The organism is Citrobacter sp. CK195, assembly GCF_030333365.1.
Classification (GTDB): domain Bacteria; phylum Pseudomonadota; class Gammaproteobacteria; order Enterobacterales; family Enterobacteriaceae; genus Citrobacter_B; species Citrobacter_B koseri.
On record NZ_JAOWGB010000024.1, the window covers coordinates 560,229 to 581,164 of the forward strand.

The following is a 20,936-nucleotide window of genomic DNA, read 5'->3' on the forward strand; positions in this document are numbered from 1 at the left end:
TTTGCATCATTTGTCGGCCCGATAAGCAAAGCGCCATCGGGCATGACAATCCGGCGTTAGCGAAAACGCATGGAGAGATCGAGCGCTCTCACATGTTTGGTCAGCGCGCCAACGGAGATAAAATCCACACCGGTTTCGGCAAATTCGCGCAGGGTTTCATCAGTGACATTGCCGGAAACTTCCAGCCGCGCCTGTCCGTTGGTGCGTTTCACCGCTTCACGCATCTGATCCGTTTCGAAGTTATCCAGCATGATGATGTCTGCGCCCGCTTTCAGCGCGTCGTCCAGCTCATCCAGATTCTCAACTTCAACTTCAACCGGCACATCAGGATGCAGCCAGAAGGCTTTCTCGACCGCCTGGCGCACTGAGCCGGAAGCGATGATGTGGTTCTCTTTAATCAGAAAGGCGTCGGAAAGCCCCAGACGGTGATTCGCGCCGCCGCCGCACAATACGGCGTATTTTAATGCGGTTCGCAGACCCGGCAGGGTTTTGCGGGTGTCCAGCAGTTGCGTTTTTGTCCCCGCCAGTAAATCAACGTATTTACGGACTTCGCTTGCGACGCCGGAAAGCGTCTGAACAAAGTTCAACGCGGTGCGCTCGCCGGTCAGCAGGATGCGAGACGGGCCGTCCAGTTCAAACAGCGGCTGGTTGGCTTTAATGCTGTCGCCGTCCTGTACGCGCCAGGTGATGCTGACATCATCGCCGGCCAGTTGAATAAAGACCTCTTCTACCCAACGTTTTCCGCAGAATACGCCATCTTCACGGGTAATCACCGTGGCGTGAGAACGGGTGTTCTCCGGTAAAAGCTGCGCGGTAATATCGTTATTTGCGTCAACTTCTCCGCCTAAATCTTCACGCAGCGCCTGGGCGACAGCGGTGGGGATATCCAGATTTATGCGTTCCAACAGCGCGTCACGTCGGTAGTCGGGGTTGTAGCGGCGAGGCGGCATGATAAAACTCCAAATTGGTAACGAATCATAAGGTAGAAACATGCTACTCTGAACCGGATAACTGCACCATATAAAAGGAGGTTCTGTATGCTGTTAGACAAGGGCTGGCTGGCGGAGGCGCGACGCGTCCCCTCTCCCCATTTTGACTGCCGCCCGGATGACGAAACCCCTTCTTTGCTGGTGGTGCACAATATCAGCCTGCCGCCAGGCGAGTTTGGTGGTCCGTGGATTGATGCGCTATTCACCGGAACACTCGATCCCGCTGCCCATCCTTTTTTTGCCGAGATTGTCCATTTGCGCGTTTCGGCACATTGTCTGATTCGCCGTGATGGCGAAATTGTGCAGTATGTCCCTTTCGACAAGCGTGCCTGGCATGCGGGCGTGTCGAACTATCAGGGGCGTGAGCGCTGTAATGATTTTTCCATTGGTATCGAGCTGGAGGGAACGGACACGCTAGCTTATACCGATGCGCAGTATCAGCAACTGGCCGCCGTGACGCGCACGCTGATTGCGCTTTACCCGGCGATAGCCGACAACATGACCGGACACTGCAATATTGCGCCTGAGCGTAAAACCGATCCCGGTCCGTCTTTCGACTGGGCGAAGTTTCGCGCGCTGGTCACCGCCTCGTCACACAAGGAGATGACATGACGCTGTTTACGACATTACTGGTGCTGATTGTTGAGCGCCTGTTCAAGCTGGGTGAGCACTGGCACCTCGACCACCGACTGGAGGTCCTGTTCCGCCGGACGACGCATTTTTCGATGGTGCGTACGCTGGGGATGACGATTGTTGCGATGGCGGTGACGTTCCTGCTGCTGCGTGCGCTGGAAGGTTTACTGTTTAACGCTCCCACGCTGGTGGTCTGGATACTGATTGGTGTGTTGTGTATTGGCGCAGGGAAGGTTCGTCTACATTATCACGCGTACCTGAACGCGGCTTCCCGTAATGATGCCCATGCCCGTGAAGCGATGGCTAACGAACTGACGCTGATCCACGGCGTGCCGCCAGACTGCAACGAACGGGAGTTTTTGCGCGAGCTGCAAAATGCGCTGCTCTGGATAAATTTCCGCTTTTATCTGGCGCCGCTGTTCTGGTTTATTGTCGGCGGCCCGTGGGGGCCGGTGACGCTGGTCGGCTATGCGTTTCTGCGCGCCTGGCAGTCCTGGCTGGCGCGTTATCAAACGCCGCATCAACGTTTGCAGTCTGGCATTGACGCGATTCTTCATGTTCTGGACTGGATTCCGGTGCGTCTGGCTGGCGTGGTTTATGCGCTGCTGGGGCATGGCGAGAAGGCGCTGCCCGCCTGGTTTGTTTCGCTGGCGGATCTGCGCACGTCTCAGTACCAGGTGTTGACGCGTCTGGCACAGTTCTCGCTGGCCCGCGAGCCGCACACGGATAAGGTCGAAACGCCGAAAGCCGCTGTCTCAATGGCGAAGAAAACGTCTCTGGCGGTGGTGGTGGCGATCGCATTTCTGACCATTTACGGAGCGCTGGTGTAATGTCGTTTTGCCGGATGGCGCTGCGCTTATCCGGCCTACGTTTGCACGGACTGTAGGCCCGGCAAGCGTAGCGCCGCCGGGCAACGTGCTCAGACGGTATCCGCAGGCGGGATGCCAAAATCTGGCATCCCGTTGTCGTCCCAGCGAATTAACTTCAGGCGGGTATGACGGTTCGGATCGTACAGCGGATCGCCTTCAATCTCCGTATAATTTCGCGCATGGTAGACCAGTACATCATCGCCTTCCGGCGTTTGGGTAAAGCTGTTGTGCCCTGGCCCATACTGGCGGTTTTCATTGCTGGTGGTAAAGACCGGACGCGGTGATTTGTGCCAGTTTGCCGGGTTTTGCGGATCGGCATGCATATCAATCCACAGCAGACCCATACAGTAGTTTTCGTCGGTGGCGCTGGCGGAATAGCTGATAAACAGCTTATCGCCGTGCGTGATAACCGCAGGCCCTTCATTGACGCGAAAACCCCGGCACTCCCAGTCGTATTTCGGCTTGCTGAGCATCACCGGCGCGCCTTTGATCGTCCACGGATTTTCCAGCCCGGCAAGATAGATATTGGAATTTCCGGCGATATCCGGCGCTTTCTGCGCCCACAAATACCACTGTTTTCCCTGATGGCTAAAAGTCGTGGCATCCAGCGCGAAGGTATCAAATGGTGTTTTGACCTGACCTTTTTCTTCCCAGACGCCGCTGAGTGGGTCGGCATCTGTACACTCCAGGACAAACATACGGTGCTGGAACATTCCCAGTTTGTCGAGCGCCTGGGTATGCGCGGCGGCGAAATAGATGTACCACTTGCCGTCGATGCGGTGAATCTCTGGCGCCCAGATAAGCTCGCACATCGGGCCGCTTTCAGGTTTACGCCAGACGACGACAGGGGAGGCGGTGCGTAAGTTTTCCAGCGAGTTTGCCCGACGGATCTCCAGCCGGTCATACTCCGGCACCGAGGCGATAAAGTAATAATGGTTGCCGTCGCGAAGGATAAACGGATCGGCGCGTTGTTCAATAAACGGGTTGGGCCAGTTTTGCATCAGGCTTTCCTTACTGTTTCAGCGACGTTAAATTGCGGGTCATCGTTGAGCTCGCGGTAGCTGGCGCGGCGTTTTTCCAGGTCCTTCTGAATCTGTTTCATCAGTTCGCGATCCACTTTCAGCAGGCGAACCACGCCGGCGGTGATCAGATAGCCGACGCCGGGGATCACCGTGAAGAGCAGAACAATACCGCCGATTGCCGTGTCGCTCTGCGCTTTAGCGCCAGCGTCGTAGCCATACCAGGATAACAGGAAACCGACCATTGCTCCGGCAATCGCCAGGCCCAGTTTCAGGAAGAACAGGTTGCCGGAAAAACTGATGCCGGTGATGCGCTTGCCGGTTTTCCATTCGCCGTAGTCATCGACGTCTGCCATCAGCGACCAGTGCAGCGGGGAAGGGATCTGATGCAGGATGTTAAGCAGGAAGTAGAGCACCACGATAAGCGTAGTGGCTTTTGGATCGAAGAAGTAAAAAGCGCAGGAGAACAGCGCCAGCGCGATATTGGTCCAGAAGAAGACCTTCAGTTTGCACCAGCGGTCGGTCAGCACTTTCGCCAGCATACTGCCGATCATCATTCCCACCACGCCGAGGCTAATGAAAAGGGTGGCGAAGTGAGTGCTTTGCCCCATTACCCAGGTCACGTAATACATGGTTGCCGCCATGCGGATAAACCCCGGACAGACGTTGCACAATGTCAGCAGCAGGATGCGCACCCATTGATCGTTTTTCCATACGTCTTTGAAATCGTTCTTCATGTCATCATGGGTAGGAACGGCAGGACGAATGCGTTCACGAACGGTGGCGAAGCAGAACAGGAACATGCACATGCCGATAATCGCCAGTACGGTCATCGCCATCTGGTAGCCTTTGGCTTTATTGTCGCCGCCAAACCACTCCACCATCGGCAGCAGCGTTAATGACAACAGCAGAGTGGCAATCCCGACCAGCACAAAACGGTATGACTGGCAGGCCACGCGCTCTTGCGGATCGTTGGTGATGACGCCGCCTAATGAGCAGTAGGGAATATTGATGGCGGTGTAGGTAATCGACAGCAGGAAATAGGTGACAAACGCATAGATAACCTTGCTGTTATATGTCCATTCCGGGGTGGTGAACATCAGGATGCTGAACAGCGCATAAGGGAAGGCAATCCACAGTAGCCAGGGACGAAATCGCCCGTATTTGCTTTGGGTACGATCGGCGATTGCGCCCATAATCGGGTCGGTAACGGCATCAATCACGCGAACGGAGAGGAGTAATACGCCGACCAGAGCGGGAGCCAGCCCAAAAATATCTGTATAAAAATAGTTAACAAACAGCATTATGGCGCCAAAGATGATGTTGCATCCGGCGTCACCCATGCCATAGCCGATTTTTTCTTTTATCGACAGCTTACCCTTTTCCATTGAAACGTCTCCCATCAGATGATGTAGAGAATTATTCTGCGCAAGCGAAGTAATTGCGTTGCAGGATAACGCCGCTGATATGGATAAAATGGCTATACAGAGGAAAATGTGAGGCAGGTTGCAACCCTCACTCTTGCAAGTGAGGGCTGTGGGATTAATGCGCTTTAACGGTTTTTGCGGTTTTCTGTTTACACAGATAGCCTACGCCCAGAATGACAATCCACACCGGAATCAGGTAAACCGAGATGGCCATGCCCGGCGTCATCAGCATAATGACCAGCACCGCCGCCATGAACAGCAGGCAGACCCAGTTACCCAGCGGGTAGAACAGCGCCGGGAAGCGAGTTTTCACTCCCTGCTGCTGTTTGGCGCGACGGAACTTTATGTGCGCGAGGCTGATCATTGCCCAGTTGATCACCAGAGCAGAGACCACCAGCGCCATCAGCAAGCCGAATGCCGAGTCCGGCGCCATATAGTTAATCAGCACGCAGAGCGCGGTAACCAGTGCGGAAACCAGAATGGTGTTCACCGGCACGCCGCGTTTATCCACGCTTAAAAACACTTTCGGCGCGTTGCCCTGCTGAGCCAGGCCGAACAGCATACGGCTGTTGCAGTATACGCAGCTGTTATAGACGGACAGCGCCGCGGTCAGTACCACGATATTCAGCGCGTTGGCTACGAGGGTATCGCCCAGTTCGTGGAAGATCAGGACGAACGGGCTGGTATCAGCCGTTACGCGCGTCCACGGCAGCAGAGAAAGCAGCACCGCCAGCGAACCAATATAGAAAATCAAAATACGGTAGATAACCTGGTTCGTCGCTTTCGGAATGCTTTGCTCTGGGTTGTCCGCTTCCGCCGCCGTGATCCCGACCAGCTCCAGTCCGCCGAAGGAGAACATGATAATCGCCATCATCATGACCAGCCCGGTGAAACCATGCGGCAGGAAGCCGCCCTGTTCCCACAGGTTACGCACGGTTGCCTGCGGGCCGCCGTTGCCGCTAAACAGCAGCCAGCCGCCGAAGAGGATCATCGCCACCACTGCGATAACTTTAATGATGGCAAACCAGAACTCCATCTCACCAAACACTTTCACGTTGGTCAGGTTGATGGCGTTGATGAGCACAAAGAAGGCCGCAGCGGAGACCCAGGTGGGGATTTCAGGCCACCAGAACTGAATGTATTTCCCGACCGCCGTCAGTTCCGCCATCGCAACCAGCACATACAGCACCCAATAGTTCCAGCCGGAAGCGAAGCCTGCAAATCCGCCCCAGTATTTATAGGCGAAGTGGCTGAACGAACCGGCAACCGGCTCTTCAACCACCATTTCACCTAACTGACGCATGATCAGAAAAGCGATAAAGCCCGCGATGGCATAACCCAGAATAATCCCTGGCCCTGCTGACTGGATAACGGATGCGCTGCCCAGAAACAGCCCGGTACCGATTGCGCCCCCCAGGGCGATTAGCTGGATATGGCGGTTTTTAAGACCGCGCTTTAGCTGCTCGCCATGCTGTTGACCTTCCATCATGAAACCTCGTGTGTGGTTATTTTTGAACTACGCAGTGACGCGTGTGTAAGTTTGCAATTCCATTTGTTGTATTAATATGTTTACGCTGATAACAATCTTAATTGTTACCGAAAGTCTTTCGTCGGCTAAAGAATAATGGTATGCGGGCGTTAATGCACCTGCTTTATGAAGGGACGATGACGAGTTGAATAAAAAGAAACCATTTGTAAATACCACCTCTCCCACCTCAAATTTTAGCCGATAAATATTTATTCATTATTTGTGAATATAAAAGCATTAAATAAGCGGTTGAATCGGTTCAGATAAAATTTTTCTTCGTTTCAATTACGTTAAATCTACTCCCAGGGGAGTAAATTTAACATTTGTGCATAGTTACATCTTTGAAACGTTATTTCTGTAATCTTGTTAAAATGTGCGTGGTTTACTGATTTCAATCAAAACCTGTATGGACAGAAGGTGAATACTTTGTTACTTTAGCGTCACGAACGTGAAATTGGTAAGACCAATTGACTCCGGGCAAATGGCTTAAGACAGGAAATCATGGCCTACAGCAAAATCCGCCAACCAAAACTATCCGATGTGATTGAGCAGCAGCTGGAGTTTTTAATTCTTGAGGGGACTTTGCGCCCCGGCGAAAAACTCCCACCGGAACGTGAACTGGCTAAACAGTTCGACGTCTCCCGCCCCTCTTTACGCGAGGCGATCCAACGTCTCGAAGCGAAGGGTTTGCTGCTTCGTCGCCAGGGCGGCGGAACTTTTGTGCAGAGCAGTCTGTGGCAGAGCTTTAGCGACCCACTGGTAGAACTGCTCTCCGATCATCCTGAATCCCAATTTGACCTGCTTGAGACGCGCCATGCGCTGGAAGGCATTGCCGCTTATTACGCGGCATTGCGTAGCACGGATGAAGACAAAACCCGCATTCGTGAACTCCATCATGCCATCGAGCTTGCACAACAGTCCGGCGATCTGGATGCCGAATCCGACGCGGTTCTCCAGTATCAAATCGCTGTCACCGAAGCGGCGCACAATGTGGTGCTGCTCCATCTGCTAAGGTGTATGGAGCCGATGCTGGCGCAAAACGTTCGTCAGAACTTTGAATTGCTGTATGCGCGCCGGGAGATGCTTCCGCTGGTGAGCAGTCATCGTACCCGTATTTTTGAAGCGATCATCGCCGGTAATCCGATCGATGCGCGTGAAGCGTCGCATCGTCACCTGGCGTTTATCGAAGAGATTCTCCTGGACAGAAGCCGTGAGGAAAGCCGTCGTGAACGCGCCTTACGCCGTCTGGAGCAACGAAAGAATTAGTGATTTTTCTGGCAGAACGTTAACCAGAAGATGTTGTAAATCAAGCGCAAATTATAGCGCGCGGCAACTAAACGCAGAACCTGTCTTATTGCGCTTTCTGGCGAAAGCTCAATGGGACAGGTTCCAGACAAATCAACGTATTAGATAGATAAGGAATACCCCCATGTCAGAACGTTTCCCAAATGACGTGGATCCGATCGAAACTCGCGACTGGCTACAGGCGATCGAATCGGTCATCCGTGAAGAAGGTGTTGAGCGTGCTCAGTATCTGATTGACCAGCTTCTTTCTGAAGCCCGCAAAGGCGGCGTGAAAGTAGCGGCAGGTGCAGGGGCTAGCAACTATGTAAACACTATTGCCGTTGAAGATGAACCGGAATACCCGGGCAATCTGGAACTGGAGCGTCGTATCCGTTCAGCTATCCGCTGGAACGCCATCATGACCGTACTGCGTGCGTCTAAAAAAGACCTCGAACTGGGTGGCCACATGGCTTCCTTCCAGTCTTCCGCAACCGTTTATGATGTTTGCTTCAACCACTTCTTCCGCGCACGCAATGAGCAGGATGGCGGCGACCTGGTATACTTCCAGGGCCACATCTCCCCGGGCGTGTATGCACGCGCATTCCTGGAAGGCCGTCTGACTGAAGAGCAGATGGACAACTTCCGTCAGGAAGTTCATGGCAAAGGCCTCTCTTCCTACCCGCACCCGAAACTGATGCCGGAATTCTGGCAGTTCCCGACCGTATCTATGGGTCTGGGGCCAATTGGTGCGATCTACCAGGCTAAATTCCTGAAATATCTGGAACACCGTGGTCTGAAAGACACGTCCAAACAGACCGTTTACGCTTTCCTGGGCGACGGCGAGATGGACGAGCCGGAATCCAAAGGGGCTATCACCATCGCCACCCGTGAGAAACTGGACAACCTGGTCTTCATCATCAACTGTAACCTGCAACGTCTGGACGGCCCGGTAACCGGTAACGGCAAGATCGTTAACGAACTGGAAGGCATCTTTGACGGCGCTGGCTGGAACGTGATCAAAGTGATGTGGGGCGGTCGTTGGGATGAGCTGCTGCGTAAAGACACCAGCGGTAAACTGATCCAGCTGATGAACGAAACCGTTGACGGCGACTACCAGACCTTCAAATCCAAAGATGGCGCTTACGTACGTGAGCACTTCTTCGGTAAATATCCAGAAACCGCAGCCCTGGTTGCTGACTGGACTGATGAGCAGATCTGGGCACTGAACCGTGGTGGTCACGATCCGAAGAAAGTCTACGCTGCACTGAAAAAAGCGCAGGAAACCAAAGGCAAAGCAACGGTAATCCTGGCCCATACCATCAAAGGTTATGGCATGGGTGACACTGCCGAAGGTAAAAACATCGCGCACCAGGTTAAGAAAATGAACATGGACGGCGTTCGTTACGTCCGCGATCGTTTCAACGTGCCGGTATCCGATGCTGACATCGAAAAACTGCCGTACATTACCTTCCCGGAAGGTTCTGAAGAGCACACTTATCTGCACGCACAGCGTCAGAAACTGCACGGCTACCTGCCGAGCCGCCAGCCGAACTTCACTGAGAAGCTGGAACTGCCGACCCTGGAAGACTTCGGCGCGCTGCTGGAAGAGCAGAACAAAGAGATCTCCACCACTATCGCTTTCGTTCGTGCCCTGAACGTGATGCTGAAAAACAAGTCGATCAAAGATCGTCTGGTTCCGATCATCGCCGACGAAGCGCGTACTTTCGGTATGGAAGGTCTGTTCCGTCAGATCGGTATTTACAGCCCGAACGGCCAGCAGTACACCCCGCAGGACCGTGAGCAGGTTGCTTACTACAAAGAAGACGAGAAAGGTCAGATTTTGCAAGAAGGCATCAACGAGCTGGGCGCAGGTTCTTCCTGGCTGGCCGCTGCGACCTCTTACAGCACCAACAACCTGCCGATGATCCCGTTCTACATCTACTACTCCATGTTCGGGTTCCAGCGTATCGGCGACCTGTGCTGGGCAGCAGGTGACCAACAGGCGCGCGGCTTCCTGATCGGTGGTACTTCCGGTCGTACGACGCTGAACGGCGAAGGTTTGCAGCACGAAGATGGTCACAGCCACATTCAGTCTCTGACTATCCCGAACTGTATCTCTTACGATCCGTCTTACGCGTACGAAGTTGCGGTCATCATGCACGATGGTCTGGAGCGTATGTACGGTGAGAAACAAGAGAACGTTTACTACTACATCACCACGCTGAACGAAAACTACCACATGCCAGCCATGCCGGAAGGTGCTGAGGAAGGTATCCGTAAAGGTATCTACAAACTCGAAACCCTCGAAGGTAAGAAAGGTAAAGTTCAGCTGCTGGGCTCCGGTTCTATCCTGCGTCACGTTCGTGAAGCAGCAGAGATCCTGGCGAAAGATTACGGCGTAGGTTCTGACGTTTACAGCGTCACCTCCTTCACTGAACTGGCGCGTGATGGCCAGGATTGTGAGCGCTGGAACATGCTGCACCCGCTGGAAACTCCACGCGTTCCGTACATTGCTCAGGTAATGAACGACGCGCCGGCAGTGGCATCGACTGACTATATGAAACTGTTCGCCGAGCAGGTTCGTACTTATGTACCGGCTGATGATTACCGCGTACTGGGTACTGACGGTTTCGGCCGCTCTGACAGCCGTGAGAACCTGCGTCACCACTTCGAAGTGGATGCATCTTATGTGGTTGTTGCGGCTCTGGGCGAGCTGGCTAAACGTGGCGAAATCGATAAGAAAGTGGTAGCGGAAGCCATCACCAAATTCAACATCGATGCAGATAAAGTTAACCCGCGTCTGGCGTAAGAGGTAAAAGAATAATGGCTATCGAAATCAACGTACCGGACATCGGGGCTGATGAAGTTGAAATCACCGAGATCCTGGTCAAAGTGGGCGACAAAGTTGAAGCTGAACAGTCGCTGATCACCGTAGAAGGCGACAAGGCCTCTATGGAAGTTCCATCGCCGCAGGCGGGCGTCGTTAAAGAGATTAAAATCTCTGTTGGCGACAAAACCGCGACGGGCGCACTTATCATGATTTTCGATTCCGCCGACGGTGCAGCTGACGCTGCGCCTGCTCCGGCAGAAGAGAAGAAAGAAGCCGCTCCGGCAGCCGCTCCTGCTGCTGCGGCAGCGAAAGACGTACACGTACCGGATATCGGCGGCGACGAAGTTGAAGTCACCGAGATCCTGGTGAAAGTGGGCGACACCGTTGCGGCTGAGCAGTCGCTGATCACCGTAGAAGGCGACAAAGCCTCTATGGAAGTGCCGGCGCCGTTCGCGGGTACGGTTAAAGAGATCAAAGTCAACGCTGGCGATAAAGTGTCTACCGGCTCTCTGATCATGGTCTTCGAAGTGGCGGGCGCTGCGCCTGCTGCTGCGCCAGCTCAGGCGGCAGCACCAGCAGCGGCGGCTCCGGCAGCAGCGGCTGGCGCGAAAGACGTTAACGTACCGGACATCGGCGGCGACGAAGTTGAAGTCACCGAAGTGATGGTTAAAGTCGGCGATAAAGTTGAAGCCGAACAGTCGCTGATCACCGTAGAAGGCGACAAAGCCTCTATGGAAGTGCCGGCGCCGTTCGCGGGCGTGGTTAAAGAGCTGAAAGTTAACGTTGGCGACAAAGTGTCTACCGGCTCTCTGATTATGGTCTTCGAAGTGGAAGGCGCTGCCCCTGCCGCGGCTCCGGCTGCTGCTGCTCCGGCACCTGCCGCTGCACCTGCTCAGGCCGCTAAACCGGCTGCTGCGCCTGCGGCAAAAGCGGAAGGCAAATCTGAGTTTGCTGAAAATGACGCTTACGTTCACGCGACCCCGCTGATTCGCCGCCTGGCGCGCGAGTTCGGCGTTAACCTGGCGAAAGTGAAGGGTACTGGCCGTAAAGGTCGTATCCTGCGCGAAGACGTTCAGGCTTACGTGAAAGACGCTATCAAGCGCGCTGAATCCGCGCCAGCGGGCGCAACCGGCGGTTCTCTGCCAGGTCTGCTGCCGTGGCCGAAAGTGGACTTCAGCAAGTTTGGTGAAGTGGAAGAAGTTGAACTGGGCCGCATCCAGAAAATCTCTGGTGCTAACCTGAGCCGTAACTGGGTGATGATCCCGCACGTTACGCACTTCGACAAAACGGATATCACCGATCTGGAAGCGTTCCGTAAGCAGCAGAATGCGGAAGCTGAAAAACGTAAGCTGGACGTGAAATTCACGCCAGTGGTCTTCATCATGAAAGCCGTTGCCGCTGCTCTGGAACAGATGCCGCGCTTCAACAGCTCTCTGTCTGAAGACGGTCAGCGCCTGACGTTGAAGAAGTACATCAACATTGGTGTCGCGGTCGACACGCCGAACGGTCTGGTTGTTCCGGTGTTCAAAGATGTGAACAAGAAGAGCATTACTGAGCTGTCCCGTGAACTGACGACCATCTCTAAGAAAGCGCGTGATGGTAAGCTGACCGCTGGCGAAATGCAGGGCGGTTGCTTTACTATCTCCAGCATCGGCGGCCTGGGCACCACCCACTTCGCGCCGATTGTGAACGCGCCGGAAGTGGCTATCCTCGGCGTTTCTAAGTCCGCAATGGAACCGGTGTGGAATGGTAAAGAGTTTACTCCGCGTCTGATGATGCCGATTTCTCTCTCCTTCGACCACCGCGTGATTGACGGTGCTGATGGTGCTCGCTTTATCACCATCATCAACAACACGCTGTCTGACATTCGCCGTCTGGTGATGTAAGCAAGCAAAAAAGTCGGCCTGACGGCCGGCTTTTTTCTGGTAATCTCATGAAGTGAGTGAGGTTATCGTGCGAAAGACAAATCGGTTGCCGTTTGTTGTTTCAAAATTGTTAACAATTTTGTAAAATACGGGCGGATAGAACGACCCGGTGGATGATGGGCGACAAGACCAGGGATCGCCGGGAATAAATTAAGAGGTCATAGATGAGTACTGAAATCAAAACTCAGGTCGTGGTACTTGGGGCAGGCCCGGCAGGTTACTCTGCTGCCTTCCGTTGCGCTGATTTAGGTCTGGAAACCGTAATCGTAGAACGTTACAACACCCTTGGCGGTGTTTGTCTGAACGTCGGCTGTATCCCTTCTAAAGCTCTTCTGCACGTAGCAAAAGTTATCGAAGAAGCCAAAGCACTGGCTGAACACGGTATCGTTTTTGGCGAGCCGAAAACCGATATCGACAAAATTCGTACCTGGAAAGAGAAAGTTATCACTCAGCTGACCGGCGGTCTGGCTGGTATGGCGAAAGGCCGTAAAGTGAAAGTGGTAAACGGTCTGGGTAAATTCACCGGGGCCAACACCCTGGAAGTGGAAGGCGAGAACGGCAAAACCGTGATCAACTTCGACAACGCGATTATTGCAGCAGGTTCCCGTCCGATCCAACTGCCGTTTATTCCGCACGAAGATCCGCGCGTCTGGGACTCCACCGACGCACTGGAACTGAAATCCGTACCGAAACGTCTGCTGGTTATGGGCGGCGGTATCATCGGTCTGGAAATGGGTACGGTGTACCATGCGCTGGGTTCAGAGATCGACGTGGTTGAAATGTTCGACCAGGTTATCCCGGCGGCAGACAAAGACATCGTTAAGGTCTTCACTAAACGCATCGGCAAGAAATTCAACCTGATGCTGGAAACCAAAGTGACTGCCGTTGAAGCGAAAGAAGACGGTATTTACGTTTCTATGGAAGGCAAAAAAGCACCAGCAGAAGCACAGCGTTACGATGCGGTGCTGGTGGCTATCGGCCGTGTGCCGAACGGTAAAAACCTCGATGCTGGCAAGGCTGGCGTAGAAGTTGACGACCGTGGCTTCATCCGCGTAGACAAACAGCTGCGCACTAACGTACCGCACATCTTTGCTATCGGCGATATCGTCGGTCAGCCGATGCTGGCGCACAAGGGTGTTCACGAAGGTCACGTTGCCGCTGAAGTTATCGCTGGTAAGAAACACTACTTCGATCCGAAAGTTATTCCGTCCATCGCTTACACTGAGCCAGAAGTTGCATGGGTAGGTCTGACGGAGAAAGAAGCGAAAGAGAAAGGCATCAGCTACGAAACCGCCACCTTCCCGTGGGCTGCATCTGGCCGTGCTATCGCTTCTGACTGCGCAGACGGTATGACCAAGCTGATTTTCGACAAAGAATCTCACCGTGTTATCGGTGGTGCGATTGTCGGCACCAACGGCGGCGAGCTGCTGGGCGAAATCGGTCTGGCGATCGAGATGGGCTGTGATGCTGAAGACATCGCGCTGACTATCCACGCTCACCCGACTCTGCACGAGTCCGTTGGCCTGGCAGCCGAAGTGTTCGAAGGCAGCATCACCGACCTGCCGAACCCGAAAGCGAAGAAGAAATAATCTTCTGAGTGGATAAAGAAAAAGCGGCTTAGCGGCCGCTTTTTTATTGGGGCAAATCCTGCCCCGGGTTTTGCCGGATGGCGGCATCAACGCCTTATCCGGCCTTTAATCTTTGATAACCGCTTTTACTCAACGGTCTGCCAGTGGGCATCGGCATTGAATTTATTGATTTTCGCGACGTTCTTCTCCGTCTCTCTTCCCAGGTTCGCCTGATACACCTTATCGTCCTGATTCACCATAAAGCTCATGACGCCCGTCTTCCCCCAAATTACCGGCCAGGCCAGTAGGGCGAAACCGTCCTTTTCGCTATCGGGAATAATGCGGAAATGGTAGCCGTGATAACCCTCACCGGGTGCCGAAGGACTGAATGCCGGGCCTAACGGGCTGGGCATCTCGCCGGGTTGTGCCGGCCAGTACAGTCCATCCTGCTGACCTTTGCTACTGATGAGTTTTGTCGCGAACCTCTGTTTGCGTTGCCAGTAATCGTATTGGGCATCCACATAGGCGCGCATCGCTTCTATCGCCGACAGTTCATTGCGGCCGATGGCGCGGGTGAGGATCTCGTCCTGAGCGGCCGCCATATCAAAATGCCAGCCATCAGCATCTTTCATCATCGGTACAGGCAGTTGCCACCCGTCGCGCCCGACGTTCAGGTGCGCGGTATCGCCTTGCTGCACGATACGGTGGCTGATTTTCCAGTCGCGGTTAAAGCGGGCAACGGCTTCGGGATCGGCGCCTTCCTGCGGCAGAAACTGTCGCCAGTTGTCGCCCAATAGCGCGGTCAACTGCGCCTCGTTTTGCGTGGCGACTGCGGTCGCGAACGCCGTTGCCGCGTCGTCAGGCGAAGGGAAGCGTTGTTGCGCGTAGCTCAACAACGGCAGCGACAGCAGCAGGGTGCTTAACAGGATTTTTTTCATCATCGACTCCGGTTAACGACGGCGAAATTCATGGCGCTCGGAAAGGTGTTCACGCGCAGCGGCACGCTGTTCAGTATTGAGATTGCCGACGTGACGACTCTGCTGGCCGCGCTGCTGCTGAGATTGCCAGGAGGGCGAACGGCTGTCGTTACCGCTGAACACATTGGCATGGTTCTGCCGGAAGGTCTGACGCTGCTGCGGCGTGGCGGATGCGACGCGCTGGTGAACGGTCTCCCGTTGCTGCTGTGACAGTGAATGTGACTGAACCGACTCCCTGTGAACGCTGTCTTGCCGGGTGTCGTAGCCGCGATAGTTATTCCGCTGGGCAATCTGGTTTAGCTGCTGCGAGGCCGCTTTGCGCTGGGCATCGCGGGACGTCGTGGCAGGCGGTTGGGTTCGCGTGGCGGGAGACGCGTGGCTGTGCTGCTGGAATTGCGCCATCGCCGCCTGACGCTGGCTGTCGCGGGAGGCTGGCGTCTGTTGAGTGGCGCTTAACCCGCCGCTGACATCGGTTTGATGAAAACGTTGGGACACCGCGTTGTTCTGATAGGGCACGCCGTTGCGATACGCCGGGTTGTGCTGCCAGGCCATTGTCTGCCCTTTGAGATTTTGCCCGGTAATGTGATTGAAGTTATTCACATTGATATTGATGTTATCCCCGTTGTGCTGGTAGCCATTGCCGCCGTGATGGTCGTTATCATCGTGGTGGTGATGGTCATCGTCGTGGTGATGATGATCGTCGTCCCAGTCGATGCTGCTGAACAACGCGTAGGTGGTGGCGACGCCGAGGCTATAACCAAAGCCTTTCACGAAACTGTCGGCGAATTGCTGTCCGGGAGGCGGCGGTAGATACACGGGCGGGTAAGCGGTGTTCGGCCAGGCGCCGTAAACGGTCGCGGGATTATAGTTGGGAACATAGACGACCTGTGGATCGGCGGGCTCAATTTTGATCACCGTCGGCGTCGTGCTCTGTACGTTAGCGGCGGCGCTCTGCTTCGGCGTGCTGCTGACCGTTTGCTGCGGCGTGGATTTCAGCGAGCCGGTTTGCTGCGCCAGTAAACGCAACCGTTGCACCGCGTCCATGACGTCCTGCGGCTGGGCCAGAAAAGCGTCACCAAGGTTTTGCACCCACGTTGGGTTTTCGCCCATCAGCGCCATCAACTGGGGAAACGCCACCAGTGATTTCACGCTCGGGTCCCAGGGCTGACCGGAGACGGCCTGTATTGCCGCATCGCCTTGCAGGGTTGGGTTGTCATGCGACCACTGCACTGCCTGAACCACGTTCGCCGGATAGGTGGCGGCCATCAGCACCTGAGAAAGCAGCGAGTCAGGGTAGAGCGCTATCGGGGCGACCCATTGATCGATTTGCGCTGCGGTAAACGCGGCTTTTGCTTCAGGTTCCGCGGCGGCGGTCGGCTGCGGCTGCACGGCGACGGGCGCGGGTTGAAGCGGGGCTTCGGGCGTGCGGCTTTTTACATACAACACACCCGAAGCGGCAAATAACCCTGCGCTGCATACCAGCGCAATTACATGGGGCTTAAAGGGCAACGTCATTTTATCTCTCCCGATTCCTGAAGAATCGTCATGGTCATTATGCCTGCCGCCAGCGGGTGCGGTGTTGCGTGAGTATAGGGCGGCGGGAGTTTAATTTTTGACTAATATTGGGATCGCTACCGTCAGGTGATGATTAGCGTTCGAAATAATGTGAGCAAACGTTGCAGGGGAAAATGTCTCTTTCCTGAAAAGGCGAAGGGCAATAGACCATGCGTAACGATTCAGCCACTTTTTTATGTTGCTTTTTTGTAAACAGATTAACACCCCACTAAAATCCTGCTATTCTGCCCGTTGCGGTATCGGGCATTTACCCTACAAACTGCTGTCTCACAGGAGCGTGAAGAGAATCGCCCATATACAAAAGCGCCGCACTATGACAATGAGAGCGAGGAGAACCGTCGTGCTAGAAGAATACCGTAAGCACGTAGCTGAGCGTGCCGCCCTTGGGATTGTGCCCAAACCCTTAGATGCAACCCAAATGGCCGCACTTGTCGAGCTGCTGAAGACCCCGCCTGTGGGCGAAGAAGAATTCCTGTTAGACCTGTTAATCAACCGCGTTCCCCCTGGCGTCGATGAAGCCGCCTATGTAAAAGCGGGCTTTCTCGCTGCCGTCGCGAAAGGCGACACCACCTCCCCGCTGGTTACTCCAGAAAAAGCCATTGAACTGCTGGGCACCATGCAGGGTGGTTACAACATTCATCCGTTGATCGACGCGCTGGACGATGCCAAACTGGCGCCGATTGCCGCCAAAGCGCTGTCCCATACCCTGCTGATGTTCGACAACTTCTATGACGTTGAAGAAAAAGCCAAAGCGGGCAACGAATACGCGAAGCAGGTGATGCAGTCCTGGGCCGATGCCGAATGGTTCCTGAACCGTCCTGCTCTGGCTGAAAAAATCACCGTTACCGTCTTTAAAGTGACCGGTGAAACCAACACCGACGACCTCTCTCCGGCGCCAGATGCCTGGTCCCGCCCGGACATTCCGCTGCACGCGCTGGCGATGCTGAAAAACGCCCGTGAAGGCATTGAGCCGGATCAGCCTGGCGTGGTGGGGCCGATCAAACAGATCGAAGCGTTGCAGCAAAAAGGCTATCCGTTAGCCTACGTGGGCGACGTTGTCGGCACCGGTTCTTCGCGTAAATCCGCTACCAACTCCGTGTTGTGGTTCATGGGCGATGACATCCCGAATGTGCCGAACAAACGCGGCGGCGGTCTGTGTCTTGGCGGCAAAATTGCGCCTATCTTCTTTAACACGATGGAAGATGCGGGCGCGCTGCCCATTGAAGTGGACGTGAATAACCTGAACATGGGCGATGTGATTGACGTTTACCCGTACAAAGGTGAAGTCCGCCATCACGAAACCGGCGAACTGCTGGCGAGCTTTGAACTGAAAACCGACGTGCTGATCGACGAAGTGCGCGCGGGCGGTCGTATTCCGCTGATCATCGGTCGCGGCCTGACCACCAAAGCGCGCGAAGCGCTGGGTCTGCCGCACAGCGATGTGTTCCGTCAGGCGAAAGACGTGGCGGAAAGCGCTCGCGGCTACTCGCTGGCGCAGAAGATGGTGGGCCGCGCCTGCGGCGTTGCCGGTATCCGTCCGGGCGCTTACTGCGAACCAAAAATGACCTCCGTAGGCTCTCAGGATACCACTGGCCCAATGACCCGTGACGAACTGAAAGACCTGGCGTGCCTGGGCTTCTCGTCTGACCTGGTGATGCAGTCTTTCTGCCATACCGCGGCGTATCCGAAACCGGTTGACGTAACTACGCACCACACGCTGCCGGATTTCATCATGAACCGTGGCGGCGTCTCTCTGCGTCCGGGCGATGGCGTAATTCACTCCTGGCTGAACCGTATGCTGCTGCCGGATACCGTTGGTACCGGCGGCGACTCCCATACCCGTTTCCCGATTGGCATCTCCTTCCCGGCGGGTTCTGGCCTGGTGGCATTTGCGGCGGCGACCGGCGTCATGCCGCTGGATATGCCGGAATCAGTGCTGGTGCGCTTTAAAGGCAAAATGCAGCCGGGTATCACCCTGCGCGATCTGGTACACGCGATCCCACTGTACGCGATCAAACAGGGTCTGCTGACCGTTGAGAAGAAAGGTAAGAAAAACATCTTCTCTGGCCGTATTCTGGAAATCGAAGGGCTGCCGGACCTGAAAGTGGAACAGGCGTTTGAGCTGACCGATGCCTCTGCGGAGCGTTCTGCGGCAGGCTGTACCATTAAGCTCAACAAAGAGCCGATCATCGAGTACCTGAACTCCAACATTGTTCTGCTGAAGTGGATGATCGCGGAAGGTTACGGCGATCGCCGCACCCTGGAGCGCCGTATTCAGGGCATGGAAAAATGGCTGGCGGACCCGCAGTTGCTGGAAGCGGATGCGGATGCCGATTATGCGGCGGTGATCGAGATCGATCTGGCTGATATCAAAGAGCCGATCCTCTGCGCGCCGAACGATCCTGACGATGCGCGTCTGCTGTCTGATGTGCAGGGTGAGAAGATTGACGAAGTCTTTATCGGTTCCTGTATGACCAACATCGGTCACTTCCGTGCGGCAGGTAAACTGCTGGATGCGCACAAAGGCCAGCTGCCGACCCGCCTGTGGGTGGCGCCGCCAACCCGTATGGATGCCGCGCAGTTGACCGAAGAGGGCTACTATAGCGTCTTTGGTAAGAGCGGCGCGCGGATTGAAATTCCAGGCTGTTCACTGTGCATGGGGAATCAGGCGCGTGTGGCTGACGGGGCGACGGTTGTTTCTACCTCAACCCGTAACTTCCCGAACCGTCTGGGAACCGGGGCGAACGTCTATCTGGCTTCTGCGGAACTGGCGGCGGTTGCGGCGCTGATCGGCAAACTGCCGACGCCGGAAGAGTACCAGACCTACGTTGCGCAGGTGGATAAAACCGCCGTGGATACCTACCGTTATCTGAACTTCGATCAGCTTTCCCAGTACACCGAGAAAGCCGACGGCGTGATTTTCCAGACCGCGGTGTAACGGCTCCGACCTGTTCTGCGTAAAAACGCATCAATGCCCGGTGAACCTTGCGTCACCGGGCATTTTTATTTCTATTCCTTCCGCCCGTTCCGCTTTTTTTCTTCCGTTGTGCTGCGATAATTACAGCATGGGCGCAATGCGGTAATGGCGCATTGCCGGGAGCAGAGGAACACATTATGGATTACGAATTTCTGCGCGATATTACCGGAGTGGTAAAAGTGCGAATGTCCATGGGCCACGAGGTGGTGGGGCACTGGTTTAACGAAGAAGTGAAAGAGAACCTGGCCTTGCTTGATGAAGTGGAACAAGCGGCGCGTGCGCTAAAGGGCAGTGAGCGTTCCTGGCAACGGGCGGGACATGAATATACGCTCTGGATGGATGGCGAAGAGGTGATGGTTCGCGCTAATCAACTGGAGTTTACCGGCGACGAAATGGAAGAGGGGATGAACTACTACGACGAAGAGAGCTTATCGTTCTGCGGCGTGGAGGACTTTCTTCAGGTTGTTGCGGCTTACCGTCATTTCATTCAACAACGCTAAATACGGTGGAGCCTCCGTGCTCCGCCGTTACGCTTATACCGCAGGGATATTGCGGCCGTAGTAAATCTCGCGCATCTCTTTCCACAGCGCAGCGGTAATCTCTTTGCGCTCGGTTTCCGTCAGATCTTCCGGTTTAGTGTGGAACATGTAGTGCTTAAGATCGAACTCTTTAAGCAGCATCTTGGTATGGAAGATATTTTCCTGATACACGTTCACATCCACCATGTCATACAGCGACTTCATGTCGTCGGACATAAAGTTCTGAATGGAGTTAATCTCATGATCGATAAAGTGTTTCATGCCGTTGACGTCGCGGGTAAACCCACGCACGCGGTAGTCGATGGTGACGATATCGGACTCTAACTGGTGGATCAGGTAATTCAGTGCCTTCAGCGGGGAAATCACGCCGCAGGTCGAAACTTCAATGTCGGCGCGGAAGGTGCACAATCCGCCTTCCGGGTGGCTTTCCGGGTAGGTATGCACGCAGATATGGCTCTTATCCAGATGGGCGACGACGGCCTCGGGCAGCGGGCCGGGATGCTCTGTTTTGTCGATAAGCTGCGGGTCGACCGGCTCTTCGCTTACCAGAATAGTGACGCTGGCGCCCTGGGGTTCATAATCCTGGCGGGCGATATTCAGGATATTCGCGCCGATGATGGAGCACGTCTCTGACAGAATTTCCGTCAGGCGATTGGCGTTATAGAGTTCATCGATATAGGCAATGTAACCATCGCGCTCTTCTGCGGTTTTGGCATAGCAGATATCGTAAATACAAAAACTCAGACTTTTGGTCAGATTATTAAAGCCATGCAGTTTCAGTTTTTTCAATTTCTTA

Annotated in this window: 15 protein-coding genes; 8 read left to right on the plus strand and 7 right to left on the minus strand. The window is 54.7% G+C overall.

Annotation, left to right across the window (positions count from 1 at the left end; genetic code table 11):
• Positions 1–56: 56 nt before the first annotated feature.
• On the minus strand, positions 57–950 hold the full coding sequence (gene nadC, locus OGX93_RS13755) for a carboxylating nicotinate-nucleotide diphosphorylase (RefSeq protein WP_012134056.1): 894 nt from the start codon (positions 948–950) through the stop codon (positions 57–59).
• Positions 951–1,037: 87 nt separating this feature from the next.
• Between nadC and ampD the strand changes: the two genes are divergently transcribed.
• Entirely contained in the window at positions 1,038–1,601 is a 564-nt protein-coding gene (gene ampD / locus OGX93_RS13760) for a 1,6-anhydro-N-acetylmuramyl-L-alanine amidase AmpD (RefSeq protein ID WP_049008869.1), read from the plus strand.
• The gene (gene ampE, locus OGX93_RS13765; protein WP_012134054.1) at positions 1,598–2,452 is read left to right on the plus strand and encodes a beta-lactamase regulator AmpE; all 855 of its coding nucleotides are present in this window, start codon (positions 1,598–1,600) and stop codon (positions 2,450–2,452) included. The genes ampD and ampE overlap by 4 nt, the downstream gene beginning before the upstream one ends.
• Before the next feature lie 89 nt (positions 2,453–2,541).
• Here ampE and OGX93_RS13770 read toward each other — a convergent pair whose 3' ends face one another.
• The 3 genes from OGX93_RS13770 to aroP form a co-directional block, all read right to left on the minus strand.
• Complete coding sequence (locus OGX93_RS13770) at positions 2,542–3,492, minus strand: glycoside hydrolase family 43 protein (protein WP_199976508.1); 951 nt, start codon at positions 3,490–3,492, stop codon at positions 2,542–2,544.
• Positions 3,492–4,898, minus strand: coding sequence for a glycoside-pentoside-hexuronide (GPH):cation symporter (locus OGX93_RS13775; protein ID WP_101744240.1), 1,407 nt, complete (start codon positions 4,896–4,898; stop codon positions 3,492–3,494). Before OGX93_RS13775 ends, OGX93_RS13770 begins: the two co-directional genes overlap by 1 nt.
• Before the next feature lie 154 nt (positions 4,899–5,052).
• On the minus strand, positions 5,053–6,426 hold the full coding sequence (aroP, locus tag OGX93_RS13780; RefSeq protein ID WP_012134051.1) for an aromatic amino acid transporter AroP: 1,374 nt from the start codon (positions 6,424–6,426) through the stop codon (positions 5,053–5,055).
• A 540-nt stretch (positions 6,427–6,966) separates the two neighbouring features.
• On the opposite strand from aroP, the gene pdhR reads away from it, so the two are divergent.
• The 4 genes from pdhR (at position 6,967) to lpdA (ending at position 14,093) form a co-directional block, all read left to right on the plus strand.
• On the plus strand, positions 6,967–7,731 hold the full coding sequence (gene pdhR / locus OGX93_RS13785) for a pyruvate dehydrogenase complex transcriptional repressor PdhR (RefSeq protein ID WP_012134049.1): 765 nt from the start codon (positions 6,967–6,969) through the stop codon (positions 7,729–7,731).
• Positions 7,732–7,894: 163 nt separating this feature from the next.
• A complete protein-coding gene (gene aceE / locus OGX93_RS13790) occupies positions 7,895–10,558 on the plus strand; it encodes a pyruvate dehydrogenase (acetyl-transferring), homodimeric type (RefSeq protein ID WP_012134048.1) in 2,664 nt (887 codons plus the stop codon).
• Positions 10,559–10,572: 14 nt separating this feature from the next.
• The gene (gene aceF, locus OGX93_RS13795) at positions 10,573–12,465 is read left to right on the plus strand and encodes a pyruvate dehydrogenase complex dihydrolipoyllysine-residue acetyltransferase (protein WP_286449863.1); all 1,893 of its coding nucleotides are present in this window, start codon (positions 10,573–10,575) and stop codon (positions 12,463–12,465) included.
• A gap of 203 nt (positions 12,466–12,668) precedes the next feature.
• A complete protein-coding gene (lpdA, locus tag OGX93_RS13800) occupies positions 12,669–14,093 on the plus strand; it encodes a dihydrolipoyl dehydrogenase (RefSeq protein ID WP_047463778.1) in 1,425 nt (474 codons plus the stop codon).
• 125 nt (positions 14,094–14,218) lie between these two features.
• Here lpdA and OGX93_RS13805 read toward each other — a convergent pair whose 3' ends face one another.
• Positions 14,219–15,010 carry a DUF2950 family protein gene (locus tag OGX93_RS13805; protein WP_153258779.1) on the minus strand — a complete coding sequence of 264 codons (792 nt, stop codon included), beginning with the start codon at positions 15,008–15,010 and terminating at the stop codon, positions 14,219–14,221.
• Positions 15,011–15,022: 12 nt separating this feature from the next.
• Positions 15,023–16,564, minus strand: coding sequence for a DUF3300 domain-containing protein (locus OGX93_RS13810; protein ID WP_286449862.1), 1,542 nt, complete (start codon positions 16,562–16,564; stop codon positions 15,023–15,025).
• A gap of 400 nt (positions 16,565–16,964) precedes the next feature.
• Between OGX93_RS13810 and acnB the strand changes: the two genes are divergently transcribed.
• Positions 16,965–19,562, plus strand: a complete 2,598-nt coding sequence (gene acnB / locus OGX93_RS13815; RefSeq protein WP_047458888.1) for a bifunctional aconitate hydratase 2/2-methylisocitrate dehydratase — start codon at positions 16,965–16,967, stop codon at positions 19,560–19,562.
• A gap of 176 nt (positions 19,563–19,738) precedes the next feature.
• Positions 19,739–20,101 (plus strand): protein YacL, encoded by a 363-nt coding sequence (yacL, locus tag OGX93_RS13820; protein WP_286449861.1) that lies wholly within the window; start codon positions 19,739–19,741, stop codon positions 20,099–20,101.
• A 33-nt stretch (positions 20,102–20,134) separates the two neighbouring features.
• On the opposite strand, the gene speD is transcribed toward yacL, so the two are convergent.
• Positions 20,135–20,929, minus strand: a complete 795-nt coding sequence (gene speD, locus OGX93_RS13825; protein WP_012134037.1) for an adenosylmethionine decarboxylase — start codon at positions 20,927–20,929, stop codon at positions 20,135–20,137.
• Positions 20,930–20,936 lie beyond the last annotated feature (7 nt).

Bases quoted from the DNA above. Each gene is read 5' to 3' on its own strand.
- aroP (WP_012134051.1), bottom strand. From the start codon at position 6,426: ATGATGGAAGGTCAACAGCATGGCGAGCAGCTAAAGCGCGGTCTTAAA.
- pdhR (WP_012134049.1), top strand. From the start codon at position 6,967: ATGGCCTACAGCAAAATCCGCCAACCAAAACTATCCGATGTGATTGAG.
- OGX93_RS13810 (WP_286449862.1), bottom strand. From the start codon at position 16,564: ATGACGTTGCCCTTTAAGCCCCATGTAATTGCGCTGGTATGCAGCGCA.
- aceF (WP_286449863.1), top strand. From the start codon at position 10,573: ATGGCTATCGAAATCAACGTACCGGACATCGGGGCTGATGAAGTTGAA.
- OGX93_RS13770 (WP_199976508.1), bottom strand. From the start codon at position 3,492: ATGCAAAACTGGCCCAACCCGTTTATTGAACAACGCGCCGATCCGTTT.
- ampE (WP_012134054.1), top strand. From the start codon at position 1,598: ATGACGCTGTTTACGACATTACTGGTGCTGATTGTTGAGCGCCTGTTC.
- aceE (WP_012134048.1), top strand. From the start codon at position 7,895: ATGTCAGAACGTTTCCCAAATGACGTGGATCCGATCGAAACTCGCGAC.
- nadC (WP_012134056.1), bottom strand. From the start codon at position 950: ATGCCGCCTCGCCGCTACAACCCCGACTACCGACGTGACGCGCTGTTG.
- OGX93_RS13775 (WP_101744240.1), bottom strand. From the start codon at position 4,898: ATGGAAAAGGGTAAGCTGTCGATAAAAGAAAAAATCGGCTATGGCATG.
- lpdA (WP_047463778.1), top strand. From the start codon at position 12,669: ATGAGTACTGAAATCAAAACTCAGGTCGTGGTACTTGGGGCAGGCCCG.
- OGX93_RS13805 (WP_153258779.1), bottom strand. From the start codon at position 15,010: ATGAAAAAAATCCTGTTAAGCACCCTGCTGCTGTCGCTGCCGTTGTTG.
- ampD (WP_049008869.1), top strand. From the start codon at position 1,038: ATGCTGTTAGACAAGGGCTGGCTGGCGGAGGCGCGACGCGTCCCCTCT.
- yacL (WP_286449861.1), top strand. From the start codon at position 19,739: ATGGATTACGAATTTCTGCGCGATATTACCGGAGTGGTAAAAGTGCGA.